Origin of the sequence: Bacillus oleivorans (genome assembly GCF_900207585.1) — a bacterium.
Taxonomy (GTDB): Bacteria; Bacillota; Bacilli; order Bacillales; family JC228; genus Bacillus_BF; species Bacillus_BF oleivorans.
Map to the genome: position 1 here is coordinate 118,752 of NZ_OAOP01000012.1, position 20,076 is coordinate 138,827.

The following is a 20,076-nucleotide window of genomic DNA, read 5'->3' on the forward strand; positions in this document are numbered from 1 at the left end:
TCCCACATCCCCCAAAAGGAATTCCCCGTCAAATGTCTAAAGCAATAAAAAAATGAGCTGCCTCAGCAACTCATTTTCCTGCATCCCTCGGGGTTAATTGAATCGATAATGAAGGGCATTTTATTATTTTGCTCCATCAATGGTTGATTTGAATACTTGTATTAAGATTGTTATTCATCAGACTAGCTTCAAATAAATCTATAATTTCTAGAAATCTTTCTGCTTCTCTAAATGTATGGTCGGCTAGGAGGGGATGAATATTACTCTTAATACGACATGCTTCAATTAACTCTCTTGCTGTTTTCTTAAAATCTCTTAAGGAAGCTACCGACACCTTATTTTGATTTAAGAATTGACTTAGTAATGGTCCGGTTTCTGATTGTGGTCGCATAGAATCCAAATCAACTGCCTGGAATAGCAATTGGTCAAAATCATGACTAAACTCTCTAGCCTGTTCAACTAACTTTCTTTCCGAAGGATCTAAAAGATGGCCGATAAATTTAGCATGATCTGCCATGATTCTTAGAAAGAAAACATTTTCTTCAATAATAGCTTCTGGTCGGGGAGCTAGCACCCCTTCATTGAGTTCCCTTAATCGATTAGCAAAGTAAGCCGCTTCTCTGCTAATATGGTCAACCAATAAAGGGAAATTATTTGTCCGAATTTCACAACGTAAAATTAATCCTAATACTTTTCTCTTGTAAGCCCATATAGCAGCAGCTGCCTGATAAACTTCGTAATTAAAAGCTTGTATTTGCCGTAAATCGGTGTTGATTGAAAACCTAGACAACCTTTCCTCAATTCTTTCAAAAATAGTGATAAACTGCTGTGCTTCATCGATCAACTGTTGCTGTTCAAATGTAAATCCTAAGCTTAAAAATAAAGCATGTTCTTTCATAATCCTAGACCAAAATTTTATTTCATCTAATGACCTTTCAACAATTGGATTGACTATTGTATCCACCTCCTTATTTTAAATTCCTTCCTATATATATCTATGTTTGTAATTATTTGTCCTAATTGCATTTCCGGCAGATTTCCTTGATCTTTTTATTTTTTCGTTCAGTTAAACAAAAAATGGTGGCTATATCTATAAAAAGGAATTCCCCGCCAAATGTCGAAAGCAATAAAAAAATGCTGTTAAGGGGAAATCTATGGAGATCCAGATAATTAAACAATCCTTCCAAAACTATTTACTTTCACTTCCGTATCGTGTAAAGCTGATGCTCGTCTTTTCGCTCCTTATTTTATTGACAGCTTCTATATTAGGGAGTATTACCTATTATCAATTTGCCAAGTCGAGCCAAAAACGGACCGAGGAGTATCAAATTCAGTTAGCTAATCAAATCAACCAAAATATTAACCGTTATTTAAGAGAAATGCAGATTATCTCTCTATCCCCACTATATGACCAGCAGATTTTAGATATTTTAATTAATCACCAAACCCCGAGTGAATCTACATCATTTCCGCCTGCCTCGGAAAGACTGCCGATGTGGCGGTTTATTTCGAGTTTGATCCATATGAGAAATGAAATTAAAGGCATCCATATTTTAGCGAATGACGGGACGATTTTTAGCAATTTAGATTCAAACACTGTTATGTTAAGGGTGTTTGAGCGAAACAACAAATGGATTAAGGAAATTGAGAGGGCAGACGGGGAGTGGGTGCTGCTTCCTCTGCACCAGCCTAATTACTATTTAAAAAAAGAGACCGCCGTTTTTTCAGTTGCCAGACTAATCCGCGATCCGTCCACCTATGACCCGCTTGGCATCATAAAAATTGATTTGAAACAGGAGCTGATAGAGGAGATTGTCGGGAATACCAACTCCAGCAGTCAGATTTTTATCGTCGATCAAAACAATCAGTTCATTTATCCAAACAAGGAAGAGAAAATTATTGAGTCCAGCTTCATATCTGAGCTCGAAGGGATTCAAGTAAAAAACTATACGAACATTCCGATTAACGGCAGGGACTACATGATGGTCTACAACGAATCCGACTACTCTGGGATGAAGACGGTGATGCTGACTCCGCGGTCGATCGTTTTTAGTGAAGTGAATCGTCTGCGAAGAATGATGGTTGCCGTTGTGGTTGTCGGGATTGTCATTTCTTTTTTACTGGGCTTTATCTTATCGAAGCCGTTGGTGCAATCGATTCACAAATTAAGAAAGGCGATGGATAAGGTGCAAAGGGGATACCTGTCGCAGCGGGTAGAAATTACGTCGAACGATGAGATCGGTCAGCTCGGAAAAGGCTTTAATCATATGATTAGTGAAATCGATCGGCTTGTATCTGAAGTTTATAAAACAAGTTTACGGGAAAAAGATGCGGAGATTCGGGCACTCCAAAGTCAGATGAACCCCCATTTCTTATATAACACGCTCGAATCCATTAATATGCTGGCGATTACAAAGGGCAATTTGGAAGTATCCGATATGGTAACATCCTTGGGTAAATTATTGAGGTATACGATTGATAACTCGGCGAAAATTGTAATGCTAAAAGAAGAGCTTTCCTTTATCCAATCCTATATTGCGATTCAAAGGGTGAGGATGGGAGACAAGCTCCAATACAGAGAGGAAATTGATCCTCAAGTAAATGATGTGTTACTTCCAAAGCTAGTGCTGCAGCCATTAGTTGAAAACGCAATTGTTCACGGCCTTTCAATCCAGGGAGGCTTAATATCGATTAAAGGGAAAAGTGAAAATGGTCTGCTAACCATTAAGGTAGAGGATAACGGCAAGGGGATTACACCAGAACGTTTAGCAGAGCTTAAAAGATTCATAGAAAGCCAGCAGCATACTGCATCTGACAAGCACAGCGGGATTGCCTTATCGAATGTTCATGAACGGATCCGGCTTTTATATGGAAATCAATTTGGAATCGAAATTGAGGGCGGAGAGGAAAGTGGATTTTCAGTCAAGCTGACTTTGCCGCTTGAAAGAAGGGGAGAGGGAAATAAAAGAGATTCTAGTCGTTGAAGATGAAGAGATTATCAGACAGGGGTTAAAGGTATTACTTGAAAAAGTGATCGGCGGGTTTACCGTAACAGAAGCGAAAAGCGGTGAAGAAGCTCTATCTATGTTTTACCAAAGTCTTCCCCATTTAGTGATTACCGATATCCGGATGGGCGGCATGGATGGGCTGACCTTTATATCAAAGGTAAGGCAGGTTTCGGCAGAAGTTCCGATTATCATTTTAAGCGGGCACAGTGATTTTGAATATGCGAGAACAGCGATGCGCTATGGGATTCAGCATTATCTGTTAAAACCGATTAACCGGGTCGAGCTATCAGAGACAATTACAAAGCTTTTTAAGGCAGAAACCAAGCAAGACACTTCCAGGCTATTTGATAAAATTCTACAGTATATCGATGACTATTTGAGTCATGAAATTTCCTTAAAAAACATTGCTGACCATGTCTTTCTAAACCCGCAATATGTGGGACAGCTGTTTAAATCAGAACTGAATCAGACTTTTACCGAATATATAACCGAACAGCGTCTAAAACGGGCGAAAAAATTGTTAAAAGAGACGAATTTAAAGGTTTATGAAGTGGCACAGCTATCGGGTTACAAAAGTCCTAAGCATTTTATGACTGTATTCAAGCATGAAGTGGGAATGACACCTGTACAATATCGGGAGTTTTCTTAATATTCCTACAATCTAAGATAAACGAACTATTTCTCTTTTTGAGAGGATATTTTTAGGCAGAAAGCTTCCTTACAATGAAGCATAAGGGGAGGGTTGACAAAGAATGAAAAAGCTCAGTTTACTTTTTTTATCGATTTTTTTGATAGCGTTTTCAGCAGCCTGCAGCAACAATGCAGGGACTGAATCTGAAGAGAATGGCAACAACAATGAAGAAGTAGAATTAACCTTTATGATGTGGGGAAGTGAAGCCCATCAGGAAGTGTACAATGAGTTAATTGCGAAATTCAATGAAACACATCCAAATATTAAAGTGAAAATCGAAAGTGTACCATTTCCAGACTATCAGCAAAAGATAACGGTACTCGCGGCCGGAAGAGAGCTGCCTGATATCGGATGGGTCGCTGAACGGATGGTACCTCAATTTATGGAGAACGGCTTAATGGAGGATGTGTCAACATTCGCAGACGATGCGGAATATAACATGGATGACTTTTTCCCATCAACACTCGATTTATTTGAAAAAGATGATCAGCTATTAGGTATTCCGTTCTCAACACCGCCGATGGTTATTTTTTATAACAAAGACTTGTTTGTAAATGCCGGTGAAAAAACACCAAATGAACATGTAGAAGCGGGAACTTGGGACTGGGAGCAGTTTGAAAAATCAGCAAAGGCGATTTCATCCGATGGGGTATACGGAGCAAACTTCTTCCGTGACTGGAATACATGGATTGCTTTATTGTCACACACGTGGGCCAATGGCGGAGATCTATTTAATGAAGATCAGACCGATTTTACATGGAATAGCCCTCAAGGTGCAGAAACGCTAAAAATGCTGCAACGGATGATGTTTGAGGACGGATCACATCCAAAAGCAGGAGAACAAGTCAGCTTTGAATCCGGCAAAATCGGAATGTTCTTCGATGTCTACAGCTATGTGTCAGCTGCCCGGAATGTGCAAGATTTTGAGTGGGACATTGCCCCGCTCCCTGAAGGACCTGAAGGCAGATTCCCTATGCTAGGTCAAGCGGGATACACTCTCTTTAAGGGCTCAGAGCATCCTGAAGAAGCGAGAGAGCTTCTTAAATTCTTTACAAGCCAAGAGGGAATCACGGCAACATCGACGTTCTTTGTTCCGCCGCGTGAAACTGTGCTGAGTTCCGATGACTTTGTCAATCAGCCAAATAACCCGCCAGTAGAAAGCATTCAAAGAGCCGTTATTGATGAAATGGATAATGCGAGACTGCAAGCAGGTCACATTGAATGGCAAAAAATCGACAACGCGATTCAATTTGGATTTGATGAGTTATTCGGAGAATTGAAGGAACCTGAAGAAATATTAGAGGGTATGAATGAAAAAATTGATCCGTTATTGAAATAAAAAAAGGTGCGGTTAACCTCTTAAAGGCTTAACCGCTTCCCTTTTACTTGGGGTGAATTCGTTTGACTGCATCTTTGCGATATTTTTTAGAAGAAAAGAAGATGACCCTAATCGTGAGTTTGCCTGAAAATCGGGCAGATCTTGCGCAGGCAGCCAGCCGAGCTGGAGCAGATGCGATTAAAATGCACGTCAATGTAAACCATCGTGCATCTGGAAATCGATTTGCAGTTGTTCAGACCTATACTGATACCTTTAAAAAAATTAGGGAAGAATTTTCTGGACCGCTTGGTATTGTTCCAGGTGGTGGGTTTGATGATATAGCCGCAACTGAAATGGAAAAGCTGATTGGTTTAGGCTTTAATTTTTATTCGGTTTACGCCCACCATAAGCCAAGCTGGATGCTGGGGTTACAGGAAATAGAAAAAACATTTGCAATTTCTAGTGATTATCAAATCGAACTGATTGGGAATGTAAAGCATTTTGGTATAACAGCCCTTGAAGCATCGATCATTCCTGGGGAAGAATACGGATCGCCGTTGACCTTTAAGGATGTGCTGGCCTATAACAGACTCGCTCAAAATGTAGACGTACCTGTTCTAATTCCATCGCAAAGAAAACTGGAACCATACGATATTCCGATTCTTTATCAAGCGGGAGTTAAAGCCGTTATGCTCGGAGCGATTGTCACAGGACATACCGAAGCAAGTTTGGAGAAAGCCATTTCGACTTTTAGAGCGGCGATTGAGTCACTGTAAGGAGGCAGGAAAGTTGAAATCAAGCGTGCAAACAGCTAAAAGCCTGCCTGTAAAGGTAAAAAGGCGGCGGAAATTTCTCGGAAGTGAAGCATTTTACGGGTATTTATTTGTTAGCCCGATGGTATTCGGATTCCTGTTAGTTATGCTTTTTCCGTTAATATATTCAATTTATATCAGTTTTACAGATTGGCAGCTGTTAGGGGATCCCAATTTTATCGGATCAGAAAACTATGAACGGCTTGTGAATGATCCAGACTTTTGGGTTGTTTTAAAAAATACCCTGATTTTTTCGGTGGGACTCGTTCCAATCAATATTGTCCTAGCCTTATTACTAGCTCTGCTTTTACAGCGTAATTTACCTGGGATGGGAATCTTTCGTACGGCCATCTTTATCCCAGTTATGACATCGATTGTGGTCTGGTCGATTATTTGGAGGTATATGTTTGGGACAGAGGAAGGGTTCATTAACCAAATGCTGGCTGTATTTGGGATTGATGGACCAGCCTGGCTGTATGATCCAAACCTTGCAATGGGAGCCGTCATCGTTGTCAGTGCCTTGAAAAATGTGGGACTGAATATGGTGTTATTTCTAGCTGCATTACAGCAGGTAGATAAAAATCTCTATGAAGCTTCCGTTTTAGATGGTGCAGGGCGGGGAAAACAATTTTGGCATATTACATTGCCGATGATTACACCGACCTTGTTTTTAACCATCATTTTGACCGTAATCGGTTCGATGAAGGTATTTGGCCAAATCTATGTAATGACGAACGGGGGACCAGGGAACCACACCAAGGTACTCGTTTACTATATTTGGGAAAACGCCTTTAAATTATTTGATTTTGGCTATGCATCCGCGATTGCGCTTGTATTATTTGTGATGATCTTATTCTTTACAATCCTTCAATGGGTTGGCAGAAGAAGGTGGGTTTTCCATGAACAATAAACAGAAAAACGGGATTGGCACGAAACTATTATTTTACGGAATTTTAACGGCAATCGCTTTGATAATGATTGTTCCATTTTTATGGATGATTAATACATCCTTCAAGGACCCTGCGAAGGTATTTGTTTTTCAGCTTTTCCCTCAACCATTTAAATGGGAAAACTATCTGGAGGTCTTACAATCGACCCCGTTCCATCTGTTTTACTTTAATAGTTTGTATATAGCTATTCTCGTAACTGTTGGGACGATCTTTTTAGGTTCATTGGCTGGCTACGCATTTGCCAAGCTCAAATTTAAAGGGAGTTCGTTTTTATTCCTGTGCTTGTTAAGTACAATGATGATCCCAGTTGAGGTCATTACGATTCCGCTCTTTTTATTTATGAGAGATTTAGGATTGATTGACACACATGTTCCGCTAATAGCGATCCCGATTTTGGGACCTGCCGGCGTATTCGGTGTCTTTGTGATGCGGCAATTCTTTCTATTAGTGCCTAAAGAATTAGAAGAGGCCGCGAAGCTAGATGGCTGTTCGTATTTTCGCATCTATTGGAATATCATGCTCCCGCTAGCAAAGCCGGCCATCGCCACCCTTACGATTTTTACATTTCTAACAAGCTGGAATGAATTCTATGAACCTCTCATCTATATTAATTCAGAAGAAAAAATGACATTGCCGCTGGCGTTAGCGTTATTTACGGATGAAGTAGGGACGAAGTGGGAGCTATTGATGAGTGCGTCTGTGATGGCAACAGTTCCTTTGCTGATTGTATTCTTCTTTGCCCAGAAGCAATTTATTGAAGGAATCGCCATGACCGGTGGAAAGTAATGGTTCGAAAAAAATGAAAGGAGATGTGTTTTTTGAAGAGAGAACTTGAATTTGATGTCGTGGTGGCAGGGGGAGGTCCTGCCGGCATTAATGCAGCGATCGCTTCTGGCCGAACGGGAGCTAAAACACTTCTCATTGAAAGATATGGATTTTTAGGCGGGATGTCTACAATAGCTCTCGTCTATCCATGGATGACCTTTCACACGTCATCCGGAAAACAGGTCATTAAAGGAATCGCTCAAGAAATTGTCGAACGGCTGATAAAGCAAGGAGGTTCACCCGGACATCTTCGTGATACTGTCGGTTTTACATATACCGTAACACCGTATCATCCTGAAAAATATAAGCTGTTAGCTTTAGAGATGCTGGAGGAAGCGGGAGTTGAAGTACTGGTTCATAGCTTTGCCGATCAGGTTGAAGTGGAAGGGATCCAGATTACATCTATTAAACTGACAACAAAATCAGGTCCGATTACGGTTTCGGCCAAGCGATTTGTGGATACAACCGGTGATGCAGATATTGCCTTTTTGTCTGGAGCCCCATGTTTTAAAGGTAGAGATCACGATCACAAAACACAGCCGATGACGATGAAGTTTCGCATGCGAGGCGTGGATCTGGCCAAGGTAAAGGCAGCTATGAAAGCCAACCCAAGAAATTTTTATAAAAAGACTCCGATTGATGAATTGGATGAGCTGCCGCTAACCGGTGTCCAGGGCTTTTATAAAGAATGGAATGAATCAGGCGTTCCAATCAATCGCGACCAAGTCCTCTTTTTTGCCGGTCCTGAAGAAGATGAGGTGCTGGTGAACTGTACCCGTGTGCAAGGGTTGGATGGAACGGATGTATTTGATCTGAGCCAAGGGGAAAAGGAAGGCAGAAAGCAAGTCCTGATGATGGCTGAGTTTTTACAAAGGAAAATTCCGGGTTTTGAAAAAGCGTCGATTTCAGCGGTCGGCACACAAATTGGAATCAGGGAAACCCGACGGATTGATGGACAATATGCCCTGACAATAGAAGATGTCGTTTCAGGCAGAAAGTTTGAGGATACGATTGCGCTAAGCGGCTACCCAATTGACATACATGACCCAACTGGCAAAGGCGTGCAAGCCAATGACATTCAAGGAGATGGAAGCTACGGGATACCATACCGATGTCTCTTACCAAAGCAAATCGAAAATTTATTAGTAGCGGGGAGGTGTATCTCAACCACACACGAGGCACTAGCAACAACAAGATTAACGCCCAGTGCAATGGCAACCGGCCAAGCTGCCGGAACCGCTGCCGCACTCTCCATCACAGAAAACGTCCCACCAAAAAACCTAAATATCAACAAACTCAAAGCTATTCTACTTGAAGATGGAGCAGTTCTTTGAAACAAGGGGACGGTTCTTCTGTTTCATCTTTACATCTCATGATAGAACTCTACTTTTGTTCATTTTGAAACGCAAGAACCGTCCCTATGTTACTCGTAATTTGAAGGAGGAATAGTAAGGTTTTGTTCTTTTACAATAACACTTTGTTATAGAACAAGATAAATAAGTTAGGAGGTAGTTGGTATGAGATTTAAAAAATATATCGTATTTCATAGGTTTTTCATTCTACTAGTTATCACATCTCTAGTTATTTTGATCTTACCTCATAAGAATTTTTTTGCTTCAGAATCAGAGCAGTCCTTAGGTGAAATTTCATTAGTTCCATTGGATGATAGACCGTTTAATGTTTATACTCCAAAAATGATTTCAAAGATCGGTGGATTTCAAGTTAATACTCCCGATAAGGAGTTATTAGGAAAATACTTTACGCCTGGAAATAGTACCCTTATTGGAGAATGGTGGATGAAGGATTCGGATAAAACTTCCTCATCTGTTGTAGCAATTCCCATGTTAGCTTATGGTGGATTAATTAATTCTAGGTACGGGAATGTCTCACTAGAAACAGCTAGGGATAATCTGCAGATTATTAAAGACTATAAAGAACAATACCCCGATAAAAAACTATATGCCTATGACACACTTACAAGATTAACAATCTCACCAACAAGAGACTATCCAGGAAACTATGCTGGTGAAATAAGGGAGTGGTCCATTCTTAAGGATGAAATTGAAAATCTGGGAATGAACGATGACGAACGTGTTCAAAGGTATAATGAGCTAACAGCTTTGATACCTGAAGAATTAATAGAAGATTACTTAAAAACTCGCAAACGGAATTTTGAAATAAATAACTTAATGATTGAATGGGTAAAGGAAGGTTACATTGATTTCTTGATTATTGGTCAGGATGATGCAGAACCGTATGGCTTACATCGCCCAGAGCACGAAGCTTTAAAAGAAAGGATTAGCGAATTAAACCTAGAGGATAAAATAGTTATCATGCCTGGTGCAGATGTTGTAGGATCGCTGCTAGTAACAAAACTTATGCTAGAAGAATTAAACGTGAATCCAAAAGTTTTCGTTGAATATTCACGAATTCATGGAGATGATTGGATAGCTCCCTATCAAAATATTCCTTACAGCTCACTTATTCAAAACTATGTGAACATTCTAGGAGGAAAAATCGTTAGTAAGATTGAAGAAGCAGATATAGTTCTTATGGCTAATACGGCCGGTGTTGAACAAATTGACTCTTTTGCTGAAAAAATCTATGAATATATTGGAAGAGGCTATCATGTTACCATAGGTGATGATGCGATAGCAGGGGTTTCTGATCAGGAATTAATCAGTTTATTAAAAGAACGAATAAAATTCTCAAGTTTATATGGGTATTCAGGCTGGAATATTGGTGTTTCCATTACACAATCTTTTGCTAGGTTCGGTTTGATGGAATCGGTAAAACAAGGTCAACTGAATATTTTAGAACGGTCAGCAAAATCTCATCTTGAGCTTTTACTAGAATCATTAGCACATGAGGAAGCCTATCGTAATCATATTCGTGATGATACAAGGAAGCTTGCGGAAACATTAGGTGATGATCCGCAAAACATACTGAATAATTTTGATATGGTGAATAATTATGCTGTCACTCAAACAGCTCCACTTGCTAATAAATGGTATGAAAATCATTTCTATGATGAAAATATTAAGCTCGGAGGAAACAGTAATATTATAGGAACTGTAACTAGCCTATCAAAATGGGAAATGTACCTTCCGTGGAATAGATATCAAGAATTGGCGGTGTTCCCGGAATTAGATTTAACATTATCACCTTCTCATAAACATAGTCTTGTCCGAAATACACCACTTCCTTATCATTCTGTGGCATCGATTGGTGATGAAATACAAGAAGTAAAAGTTCTCGTGACAAATGAACATAATCAGCCTATTAAAGGAACAATTAGTCTAGGACTTCCTGAAGGGTGGAGTACCCATACTTCTGATTTAAATAGTTTTCTTCTTGAACCAAATGAAGGTATAGAAATGTCTTTTATAGTTAATATTCCAAATGATGTGACTCCTAATCAAACCTATGAGCTCATGTCTAACCTAAGCTATTATTTGATAAGAGGAAATGGTTATTCCCCGAATATTACAGAGAAGCATTCTAGTAAAGCTTTTTATATTACTCCACAACATATTAATTACGCTCTCCAATCTGAGGGAGGGATTGCTACTGCAAGCAGCTCTTTTAATGCATATACTCCAGAACTAGCCATTGATGGAAACTCAACAAATATTAGAAGTAGATGGATTTCTGAAAAGGAAGATGTTAATTGGTTACAAGTTAGCTTTCCTAAAGAAAGATTGATTAATAATGTAAAATTTATTGGATATAACGGATACCCAATTAACGATTACAAAATACAAGTTCTGCAAAATGACCGATGGATTGAGGTCGCTTCTGTCACTGGTAACAGCGAAGTAATTGTTGAACATACATTTAATTCCATAGAAGCTGAAGCTGTCCGTCTATGGATTACGAAAACAAGGGATAAACAAGCAAGAATTTATGAACTAGAAGTTTATAAAAAATAGATTGATTTTATTCGACAACAAGATTATCTCCTAGTGCAATGGAAGCAGAGAAAGTCTAGGAACTGCTGTTGCATTTTCAATTACAGAAAACGTAGTTTCATAAGATGCAATTAAGTAAATAATTTGAAGGAGGAGAAAGATGAAACTCGTGAGAAAAATACTGTCCGTTATTCTTGTTGGGTTTTTATTAATGAGTTCCTTTGGCGTGGTCAGTGCAGCAGAAGAAAAGAAGGAGCTTGCAACGATTCTGCTGGTTCCGCTAGATGATCGGCCAGCCAATCTTTATTTTCCGATGAAAGTAGGAGAAGCTGCTGGCGTTGAGGTGATTGCGCCGCCGAAAGAGATGATTGGTAAATTTACGACACCAGGGAATGGCGAGGAAATTAGCAAGTGGTTACTAGAAAATGGTGATCAGGCAGATGGATTCGTCATTTCAACAAGTATGCTGGCCTATGGCGGGTTAGTCGCTTCACGTACAGGGACAAAATCACTAGAAGATGCCCTTTCCGATATTCAGGTAATCAAACAGTTAAAAGAATTATATCCGGATAAACCAGTATATGTTTATGACACGATTCAACGGTTAGCTGTGACGGCTATTAGCGATGAATATCTCAAATATTATTCATTGATAAGTGAATGGGCCGTTCTGTACGATAAAGTTGTCAACCTGGGGATGGAAGGAAGAGAGAGACTGGAAGAATTAGAGTCTTTGATTACTGAACATGTATTGGAAGATTATAAGAAAGCGAGAGCGAGAAACCATACGGTTAACAATCTCATGATTGACTGGGTCGAGCAGGGCTATATTGATTATTTAATCCTATCCCAGGATGATGCGGCTCCTTATGGACTTCATCGTGCAGAAAGAGAGGTTTTACTTGAAAAGGTAGCTACACTTGGAGTCGAGGATCAGGTTGCTGTTTTCCCAGGCGCAGATGAAGTGGATGTGGTCTTAGTATCCCGATTTGTCAATCAGTTATTGAATACATCACCAGCATTCTTTGTTGAGTATAACGGGATTCACGGAAAAGACTGGATTGCTCCTTTTGAGGACAGAACTTTTGAATATAATGTTGAAAAGCATATCGTCTCGGCCGGCGGAAGAATTGTGGATAATGAAGCAGAGGCGGACATTCACCTGCTTTTAAATACGCCTTCAGCAGTTGGGTCAACGAGGGCGGCTGATATTGATAAACTGGTGGCTCGAACAAGCGAATTAATTTCGGAGGGAAAGCAGGCAGCCATTGGGGATGTTTTACTTGTTAACAAGGCTGAGGAAGAATTAGTGACTGAACTTGCTGAAAAAGTGGATTTGACAAAAATTCTTTCTTACAGCGGCTGGAACACAGCAGGAAATGCGCTTGGGATTACAGTTGGCCACGCAGCAGCACGTTATGCCTTTTTAGCACAAGAAAAGCAATTCGGAGTGCCTTTATATGAACAAACAGCCGAATCCCATTACGAATTTCTGCTGCACCGATTTGCAAAAGACCAAGGCTATAAAAACGTCGTTCACCCAGCAGCCAGAGCCTACATCCAACAAATCGGGGCCAGTGAATGGGATCTAGGTGCCAATTATGAGCTAGTAAATAACTTTGTTAAGGAAAAATTAACAGCTGAAACAGAAAAGTGGTATCAGCACTTTGATGGAAAAGAAGTATACATCGGTTCAAGAGGAAACAAAGATTTCTACATGACCATTTCTGCCTTAGAAAGCGTCCATGTCAAACTCCCATGGCCACGGATTTTTGAAGCGGAGCTAGAGCCCGAGTTGGAATTGGATTGAAACGAGGGTGAAACGAGGGGACGGTTCTTCTGTTTCATTTTGAAACAGAAGAACCGTCCCTATGTTTCTATGAAAGAGACGCGTTCTATAATAGACCATATCTCTAATTACTATTTTAATTGCCTCTATGAAACAACTTCCTCGATAATTGAGCTTCCTTCGGTAGTCTCAGCATCAAGCCATTGCCATCTCTCATGTAGCCTGATTCGGCCATCGGCTAAGATTTCAGGAGTCGAAACACATTTTCCGCCTCTTATTTCATTTTTGCAATTTACGTGGTTATACCTAAACTCTAAGGAATCATCCTCTTTTACTATGCCAATGAGTGTTCCTTGAACGATTTCTCCACCACTATAGGTGGCCGAGATGATATTTCCTTCTTGTTTATACTCAAATAAAGTTCTGGAAGAAACCTCGCCATTATCAGTATTTTCTATGGAAATAAATTTTCGACCGTTATAATTGATCATATTAACATCCTCTTTCAGTTCATGTATATAGTCTATGAATATTGTTTAATAAAAGCTGTGACATTCCCTAAACAACAGCTGCCTTGCGGATTGTTGACTTCACAGCCACATCGGTTTTCTTTCATGTTTTCACGAATAGCGTCTACTGGTGTCAAACCCTTTTGCAAATAATTATTTATTTTTTCATTAGTCCAATCAAAACAATAACAAATAGGAGCGTTTTCGTCTTTTTGATGAACAGGAACTTTTATTTCAGATACAAGGTATTTTTTATGACTCGTATCAAAATATACCACTTCACAATCTGGGGTTGAGCAAAAATAGTAAGTTTCCTTAGCATTTAATGTTTCCAATGAAGCTGGTACAAGTAAAGATTTCAGTGTAATGAGTTTTACATTTTTCGGTTTATTTTTACAGGAAGGACAATGATCATTTCTTTTAATATTCATTTCGTTTAACTCGTTACAGCATTCTTCCATCATTCTGTCTCCCCCCTACAAATTAAATTTCTAAAAACAGGATATTTACTTAAGAGCTCTCCCATCTAAATATTTTTTCATTAACTCATTGGAAATCTCTGCGGCTTCCGTACGGTTCCTTGCAGGCGCAGCAATCATCAAACCATCTGCTAACGTCCAATCTCCTTTTAAAATAGTCACTTTGCTAAGATTTTTATTTATAAAAACAGATCCATAACTATAAGTATGTGGTTTTCCATTTTCAATCCATGTATAAACAATATCGCCTCGGCCGTGTTCAAGGAAGTTAATAACAACACTTCTCGCATCTTTCGGAACCGGCAGCTCTTCACCTTCGACATCAATGGTACCTTCAAACGTCCTTTGACCATTTAAGCTTCTCTGCAACACCCCGTTAATATGTATTTCTACTGTTTCAGCTTCTGCTTCATTTCCCAATTGATAAGAAACACCTTGAAAGGTTTTGGCATGCTCGGCAGGGAAGGTATACCATAATATATAAACTGTCGAAATCAGCAAAATCGAAATTAATGATCCTATAATGATTTTCTTCACGTTATCACGACCCTTGTAGAAATGATACGATAAAATTAAAAACAATATAAATCAATACTAACATAAATGTTATGGTCTTATTAATATTGACAAGCATGATAATGACAATCAAACTTTGAAATAAAACGTAATCGAAAAAAACGAATACAAGGGAGTGACCGATATGATCTTGCAGTTAGAAAATGTTTCGTTGAGACGAGGAAATCAATGGATCTTACAGGATATCAGCTGGCGAGTGGAACAAGGTCAACACTGGGTGATATTAGGATTAAACGGTTCTGGAAAAACATCGATCTTAAATTTGCTAAATGCGTACACTTTTCCGACAAAGGGGAACATGAATGTTTTAGGATTTGAATTTGGCAAGACGTATTTAGCAGAGCGGCTCCGGAAAAAGATTGGATATGTTTCCTCCTCACTCCAGGAAAAACTCCATCCTGGTGACAATGCCTTTGAAGTAGTTTTAAGTGGTGCATTTACTTCTATCAGTCTGTACGAAAATCCCACGGATGAAATAAGAAATAAGGCTGTTATGCTCCTTGAGGAACTCGGATGTATCTATTATGCCAATCGGGAATATGAAACACTCTCCCAAGGGGAAAAACAGAGAGTCCTCATTGCTCGAGCATTAATGGCTAATCCTTCATTGCTGATTCTCGACGAGCCTACAAGCGGGCTGGATTTTATCGCCCGTGAACAATTGCTGGAATCGATAGAGGATATCGCAAGAAAACCAGATTCACCAACCATTATCTATGTAACCCACCATGTGGATGAAATAATACCAGTATTCAATCAAATTTTATTTCTTAAAGAGGGACAAGTGTTTGCGTCTGGAGACACACAAAAGAGTATTTCAACAGAACAGCTTACCAAGTTCTTTGAGCTTCCCGTCGAAGTAATCTGGCACAACAATCGACCGTTGCTTTCTAAAGTACAAATGGTTAAAAAATAATGAAAAGCGTAAGCCATCTTATAATAGATGGCTTACGCTTTTTCTCTGCATTATATTAGTCCTTTACATGAAAAACATCAGTCGACGTAACCATTAGCTCAACAATTTGCTTAGCCATATAATCAGAAGGTGTGCGGAAATCCTCTTCAATCCAACGGATGATTACACCAGCAATCCCGTGAGCCCGGTAAATATAAAACCACTTTGGATTAAGCTGTGTACCTTCTGGCAGCTCGTACTCATATTCCGCTATGAATAATTCTTCAATCGCGTTTGCCATTTGAAAGCGAAAATCGACACGAATATGGTTGCTTAATAATAATTTAAAAAGCTTCCCATTTTCCTTAAAATACTCAAACAGCGTAATTTCTTCCGTATTGAGCTCTTTCATATTGACTCTTTTATAGGTATTATAGGGTTTCCGAATCTCCTCAATCATTTCCCCGAGAACATCTTGAATGATCTCATCCAGCAACTCTTCCTTCGTGCGGAAGTTGTGATAAAAGGTGCCCCGATTATAATTCGCCTCTCGGACAATTTCAGAGATCGTGATTTGATCAAATGGTTTTTGAAAAAGCAAATCTATAAATGTTTCTTTTAAAGCGGTCTTTGAACGCTGAATTCGTTTATCGATGAAGTCTTGCATACTCGTTCACCTCATTTTTAGTATGTGTGAAGCGGGGAACTTCTGCAACTTTAATGTACAAAATTGAACGATTTGTATAGTAATGAACATTTTGATACTGACTGCTGATTGAGAGAGTTAGTCTTTCTTACTATAGTGGGGATTGTAACCGATTTAATCTATTTTATAGGGGGTTTTTACTTTGACATTTCCAGTACTAGAAGGTAAAGTGGCCATTGTTACAGGTGCAGCAATGGGTATGGGGGAGGCGACCGCGAAGCTATTTGCCGAAGCAAAAGCAAAGGTTGTCATTGCTGATTTTAATGAAGAAAAAGGAAGAGCAGTCACAGAAGCGATTAATGCAGCAGGTGGCGAAGCTGCTTTCGTAAAAGTAGATATTTCAAAATCAGAACAAGTGCAAGCTATGGTTAAGTTTGCAGTCGATACGTTCGGTAAATTGGATGTAGCTGTAAACAACGCTGCTTTAACTCCAGATGACAAACTAGCATCTGATTTCGATGAAGAGTATTGGGACCGTTTAATCGCTGTTGATTTAAAAGGTACCGCACTTTGTATGAAATACGAATTACAGCAAATGAAAAAACAAGGAAATGGCGGATCGATTATTAATATTTCATCTGTAAGCGGCTTCCGTCCACAGCCACAAAACATTGCCTATGTGGCAGCCAAACATGGTGTGGTGGGTATCACTAAAGTAGCGGCAATGGAAAACGGTCCATTAAACATTCGGGTGAACTCTGTGGCTCCAGGAGCAATTGATACACCAATGCTTCGCGGTGCATTAGAACAATTCGGCTTCACAGCAGAAGAATACGCTCCGCAATTAAGCTTACTGAATCGTTTTGGCCAGCCACGAGAAATTGCGCAAGCAAGTCTATGGCTAGCTTCTGACGCATCTTCTTATGTAACAGGTACAACGATTCATGTTGATGCAGGTTATACTTCACGTTAATAAGCATTATTGTCCGGGCTGCCCCGAGAATTTCTCGGCAGCCTTTTTATATTCCAATAAAATTATTCAAGTAATTTAAAGTTAATATCAAAGACCTCCCACAAAAATAAAATAAACAAACCTGAAACAATCCATGCGATGATAGGGTGTTTATAATGAATGGCTAAAATGAAAAACATCGCAAAATCAAAGAAGAGGGACCACCACATATTCCACCCATGGTGATAACTAATCATTCCCAGCGATTCAGAGATATACTCAATCAAAACAAATAATAAGGCCCAGATTATAATGTATAAGAGTTTTTTTTTGCCATTCCGGTCCTCAGGATAATAGGAAAGAAACAGTAATGTCAAAATCGGAAAGGACGTAAAGCTTTTTAATATTTCAATACTCTTTCTTGTAGGCAGAAGTTCTTGTTCAAATGTGTGTTCAAACCTCCACAAGGGATAGTCATTAAATAATAAGCTATAAAGGAGATTCCCGATAATCATAAACATAATCGTCGGGTAATATTGTTTCCAGTTCTTCCATTTTCCCCATTTCAATGAAATGAGGAAAAACAAGATCGGATAAATGATTTGCATAAAATTCCCACATTTTCATTATTTTTTTCTATATTTCCCGGTTTTGAAAAACATATTCACTTGATTTCCACGCATATTCTTGAATTTTAGGGATTTCGTAATTGTATAAAAAAGTTAATAAAATCAAATTATAACTCTACATTTTTAATATTGGTGCGTGATCCGAGTGAAGAGTGAAGAAGTCATTAATCAAATGATAAAAGTTTTTACGAATTTTCATCATGCTCATAGTGTTTTAATGGACAATTGGTATGAAATCGTTTTTCTTACTCCCAGATGGTGGTTAGGATTAATTTTAGGGACTATACCTTGGTTTCTTTGGTGGAAGTTTCATAATAAAAATTTTACAGGGGACCTGTTTCGTGCAGGCTTATTTATGGCTGTAATGGCATTGTTACTAGATTCTATCGGGGTTCAGTTAGGATTATGGGTTTACCCCTATGATGTATTTCCCTTTATTCCCGGATATTTTCCGTGGGATCTCACACTTCTGCCTATTTCTGTCATGATTTTTTTAGAAATTAAACCTCATTGGTCACCCATAAAAAAAAGCTTCTTTTATGCGATCGTTTCTGCTTTTGTAGGTGAACCATTAGCCATTATGCTTAAACTGTATGAATCATTACAATGGAACTCGGTTTATTCGTTCCCTGTATATATCGTGTTATTTTTACTTGCTGACAGAATTGCAAGAAGCAAAAAGTTTAACTCTTCCCTATAATGGTCCGTGGTCGATGCAAGCTGTAAAACAAATAACACACATAACACACAAATAATAAGAAATAATATTACTATCCTGCCGACTTATATCGAAAGTGAGAGAATGTGGCTTTTGGAGTCGACTCAAAACCAAGAGTCCCTGGACCTATCGAATCATACCAAGCTAAAAAAGGGGGATCAGTATGTTCAATCAAAATGTATTCCGGCTAGTGTTAGGCAGTACGATTCTATCGAGTATATTTAGTATTGCCATCATTGTATTTTCCGCTTATCATCATATGAAAATCCAGCAGCTGATTAAACAATTTAATCAATCATAATAATCCATTACCCATGATATACATAGAAAAACAGCCAAGAATGTCTTGGCTGCTTATTTTTTCTTACGGACATTATCATTAGGCGAGTCACCAGTGCCGTTTTTAGCTTTACTATTTGGTGTTCCATATATTTGATTATCCTGTGTAACCTTGTTACCTTCTAAAAAGTTATCCTTTGTTTTCATCTTTTTCATCTCCTATTACTGTTTCTCCAATTTTAGGTACACTCACAGGTTTTGAATGGACAGTATCAGTTTTAAATCCAGGTTCAGTCGTACCTGTTGACATTAAAGGCTGTCTGACAACATCTTTTTCATCAATTGGCATTCATAACGCCCCTTTCTAGCGTTCATATTTTTTGCACAGTGATAAGGAAATATGCAATATGAACAAATTGAGGCAATCAAATATTTTTTAAAAAAGGGGATAAAACTATGATTTGGAAGCAATATATATTTTGTACAAAACAGCAATTAGGAGGAACTAAGCATGGCTCAGATTGATACGAATAAATTGAAACAAGCAGAGGCAGCTTCAGCTATTGTAAAAGACATGATCACATCCGCGATTGAACAATCAGCGGCGAACCCGACTCTTTGCGGAGAAGCATTAAAGACAGCTTCTGATGAAATTTCACAAATCCAAACATTAATCAGTGATGTCCAAACGCAGCTTCAATCCCAGTCGTCTTAACAAAAAATGATTGGAACGGATTAACATTGTAATTTTTTATGTTCCGTTGTAGAATACTAATACAAGCTGCTTTGCTCGTGGTCATATAAAGTTTTTACCTTTGAGCTGAAATAGGGAGTTTTAAATTGAAACTGGAATGACAAGTTTCCGTCTATACGACAAGGAAAACAGGCAGGATAGTTTCTGCGAACACCCACTTTGAGGAGTGGTGGTTAAAAACTTTCTTATTAGAATACGGCAAAAGCGGCTACATACATGAAATGACAACCAGTTTCCGATTGATCTGAACCCAAAAAGTTAGACACAGAAATTTAGGCAGCTACTTGGGCATGATTTCGGTATTGAACCGGACTCATGCCTTTTAATTTTGCCTT

22 protein-coding genes are annotated in these 20,076 nt (G+C 38.9%); 14 read left to right on the plus strand and 8 right to left on the minus strand.

What is annotated here, in order from left to right:
• Positions 1-136: 136 nt before the first annotated feature.
• Positions 137-955, minus strand: coding sequence for a DUF2935 domain-containing protein (locus tag CRO56_RS20745; protein ID WP_097160563.1), 819 nt, complete (start codon positions 953-955; stop codon positions 137-139).
• Positions 956-1,154: 199 nt separating this feature from the next.
• Here CRO56_RS20745 and CRO56_RS20750 point away from each other — a divergent pair, with 199 nt between their 5' ends.
• From CRO56_RS20750 to CRO56_RS20790, 9 genes are all read left to right on the plus strand, one after another.
• Positions 1,155-2,984: a sensor histidine kinase gene (locus CRO56_RS20750; RefSeq protein WP_097160539.1), complete on the plus strand. Its 1,830-nt coding sequence runs from the start codon at positions 1,155-1,157 to the stop codon at positions 2,982-2,984.
• Positions 2,941-3,657 carry a response regulator transcription factor gene (locus tag CRO56_RS20755; protein WP_097160540.1) on the plus strand — a complete coding sequence of 239 codons (717 nt, stop codon included), beginning with the start codon at positions 2,941-2,943 and terminating at the stop codon, positions 3,655-3,657. The genes CRO56_RS20750 and CRO56_RS20755 overlap by 44 nt, the downstream gene beginning before the upstream one ends.
• Before the next feature lie 103 nt (positions 3,658-3,760).
• Positions 3,761-5,038 (plus strand): ABC transporter substrate-binding protein, encoded by a 1,278-nt coding sequence (locus tag CRO56_RS20760; protein ID WP_097160541.1) that lies wholly within the window; start codon positions 3,761-3,763, stop codon positions 5,036-5,038.
• Between the two features lie 62 nt (positions 5,039-5,100).
• A complete protein-coding gene (locus CRO56_RS20765; protein WP_245856051.1) occupies positions 5,101-5,793 on the plus strand; it encodes a hypothetical protein in 693 nt (230 codons plus the stop codon).
• A 13-nt stretch (positions 5,794-5,806) separates the two neighbouring features.
• The gene (locus tag CRO56_RS20770) at positions 5,807-6,739 is read left to right on the plus strand and encodes a carbohydrate ABC transporter permease (RefSeq protein WP_342745906.1); all 933 of its coding nucleotides are present in this window, start codon (positions 5,807-5,809) and stop codon (positions 6,737-6,739) included.
• On the plus strand, positions 6,729-7,565 hold the full coding sequence (locus CRO56_RS20775; protein ID WP_097160542.1) for a carbohydrate ABC transporter permease: 837 nt from the start codon (positions 6,729-6,731) through the stop codon (positions 7,563-7,565). Before CRO56_RS20770 ends, CRO56_RS20775 begins: the two co-directional genes overlap by 11 nt.
• Positions 7,566-7,588: 23 nt before the next feature.
• Positions 7,589-8,938 (plus strand): FAD-dependent oxidoreductase, encoded by a 1,350-nt coding sequence (locus tag CRO56_RS20780; protein ID WP_179714384.1) that lies wholly within the window; start codon positions 7,589-7,591, stop codon positions 8,936-8,938.
• Positions 8,939-9,121: 183 nt separating this feature from the next.
• A complete protein-coding gene (locus CRO56_RS20785) occupies positions 9,122-11,536 on the plus strand; it encodes a DUF4127 family protein (RefSeq protein WP_097160544.1) in 2,415 nt (804 codons plus the stop codon).
• Between the two features lie 139 nt (positions 11,537-11,675).
• Entirely contained in the window at positions 11,676-13,325 is a 1,650-nt protein-coding gene (locus CRO56_RS20790; protein WP_097160545.1) for a DUF4127 family protein, read from the plus strand.
• A gap of 125 nt (positions 13,326-13,450) precedes the next feature.
• On the opposite strand, the gene CRO56_RS20795 is transcribed toward CRO56_RS20790, so the two are convergent.
• The 3 genes from CRO56_RS20795 to CRO56_RS20805 are packed head-to-tail and all read right to left on the minus strand — an operon-like array spanning position 13,451 to position 14,829.
• Complete coding sequence (locus CRO56_RS20795) at positions 13,451-13,795, minus strand: avidin-fold protein (RefSeq protein ID WP_179714385.1); 345 nt, start codon at positions 13,793-13,795, stop codon at positions 13,451-13,453.
• Between the two features lie 32 nt (positions 13,796-13,827).
• Positions 13,828-14,274, minus strand: a complete 447-nt coding sequence (locus CRO56_RS20800; protein WP_097160567.1) for a putative iron-sulfur cluster-binding metallochaperone — start codon at positions 14,272-14,274, stop codon at positions 13,828-13,830.
• A 45-nt stretch (positions 14,275-14,319) separates the two neighbouring features.
• On the minus strand, positions 14,320-14,829 hold the full coding sequence (locus CRO56_RS20805) for a hypothetical protein (RefSeq protein ID WP_097160546.1): 510 nt from the start codon (positions 14,827-14,829) through the stop codon (positions 14,320-14,322).
• Between the two features lie 163 nt (positions 14,830-14,992).
• Between CRO56_RS20805 and CRO56_RS20810 the strand changes: the two genes are divergently transcribed.
• Positions 14,993-15,784, plus strand: a complete 792-nt coding sequence (locus tag CRO56_RS20810; RefSeq protein WP_097160547.1) for an ABC transporter ATP-binding protein — start codon at positions 14,993-14,995, stop codon at positions 15,782-15,784.
• Positions 15,785-15,839: 55 nt separating this feature from the next.
• Here CRO56_RS20810 and CRO56_RS20815 read toward each other — a convergent pair whose 3' ends face one another.
• Positions 15,840-16,430: a TetR/AcrR family transcriptional regulator gene (locus tag CRO56_RS20815; RefSeq protein WP_097160548.1), complete on the minus strand. Its 591-nt coding sequence runs from the start codon at positions 16,428-16,430 to the stop codon at positions 15,840-15,842.
• A 181-nt stretch (positions 16,431-16,611) separates the two neighbouring features.
• Here CRO56_RS20815 and CRO56_RS20820 point away from each other — a divergent pair, with 181 nt between their 5' ends.
• Positions 16,612-17,382: an SDR family NAD(P)-dependent oxidoreductase gene (locus CRO56_RS20820; RefSeq protein ID WP_097160549.1), complete on the plus strand. Its 771-nt coding sequence runs from the start codon at positions 16,612-16,614 to the stop codon at positions 17,380-17,382.
• Between the two features lie 62 nt (positions 17,383-17,444).
• Here the strand turns inward: CRO56_RS20820 and CRO56_RS20825 are convergent, their stop codons facing one another.
• On the minus strand, positions 17,445-17,969 hold the full coding sequence (locus tag CRO56_RS20825) for a CBO0543 family protein (protein WP_097160550.1): 525 nt from the start codon (positions 17,967-17,969) through the stop codon (positions 17,445-17,447).
• A 166-nt stretch (positions 17,970-18,135) separates the two neighbouring features.
• Here CRO56_RS20825 and CRO56_RS20830 point away from each other — a divergent pair, with 166 nt between their 5' ends.
• Together CRO56_RS20830 and CRO56_RS23065 are read left to right on the plus strand one after the other, a co-directional pair.
• Positions 18,136-18,690: a CBO0543 family protein gene (locus tag CRO56_RS20830; protein ID WP_097160551.1), complete on the plus strand. Its 555-nt coding sequence runs from the start codon at positions 18,136-18,138 to the stop codon at positions 18,688-18,690.
• Between the two features lie 181 nt (positions 18,691-18,871).
• Positions 18,872-19,009, plus strand: a complete 138-nt coding sequence (locus tag CRO56_RS23065) for a hypothetical protein (protein ID WP_179714386.1) — start codon at positions 18,872-18,874, stop codon at positions 19,007-19,009.
• A gap of 53 nt (positions 19,010-19,062) precedes the next feature.
• Here the strand turns inward: CRO56_RS23065 and CRO56_RS23470 are convergent, their stop codons facing one another.
• Both CRO56_RS23470 and CRO56_RS23070 read right to left on the minus strand, forming a co-directional pair.
• A complete protein-coding gene (locus CRO56_RS23470) occupies positions 19,063-19,194 on the minus strand; it encodes a hypothetical protein (RefSeq protein WP_279326448.1) in 132 nt (43 codons plus the stop codon).
• Positions 19,178-19,336, minus strand: coding sequence for a hypothetical protein (locus CRO56_RS23070; RefSeq protein WP_179714387.1), 159 nt, complete (start codon positions 19,334-19,336; stop codon positions 19,178-19,180). Before CRO56_RS23070 ends, CRO56_RS23470 begins: the two co-directional genes overlap by 17 nt.
• Positions 19,337-19,498: 162 nt before the next feature.
• On the opposite strand from CRO56_RS23070, the gene CRO56_RS20835 reads away from it, so the two are divergent.
• Positions 19,499-19,702, plus strand: a complete 204-nt coding sequence (locus CRO56_RS20835) for a hypothetical protein (RefSeq protein ID WP_097160552.1) — start codon at positions 19,499-19,501, stop codon at positions 19,700-19,702.
• The last annotated feature ends 374 nt before the right edge of the window (positions 19,703-20,076 follow it).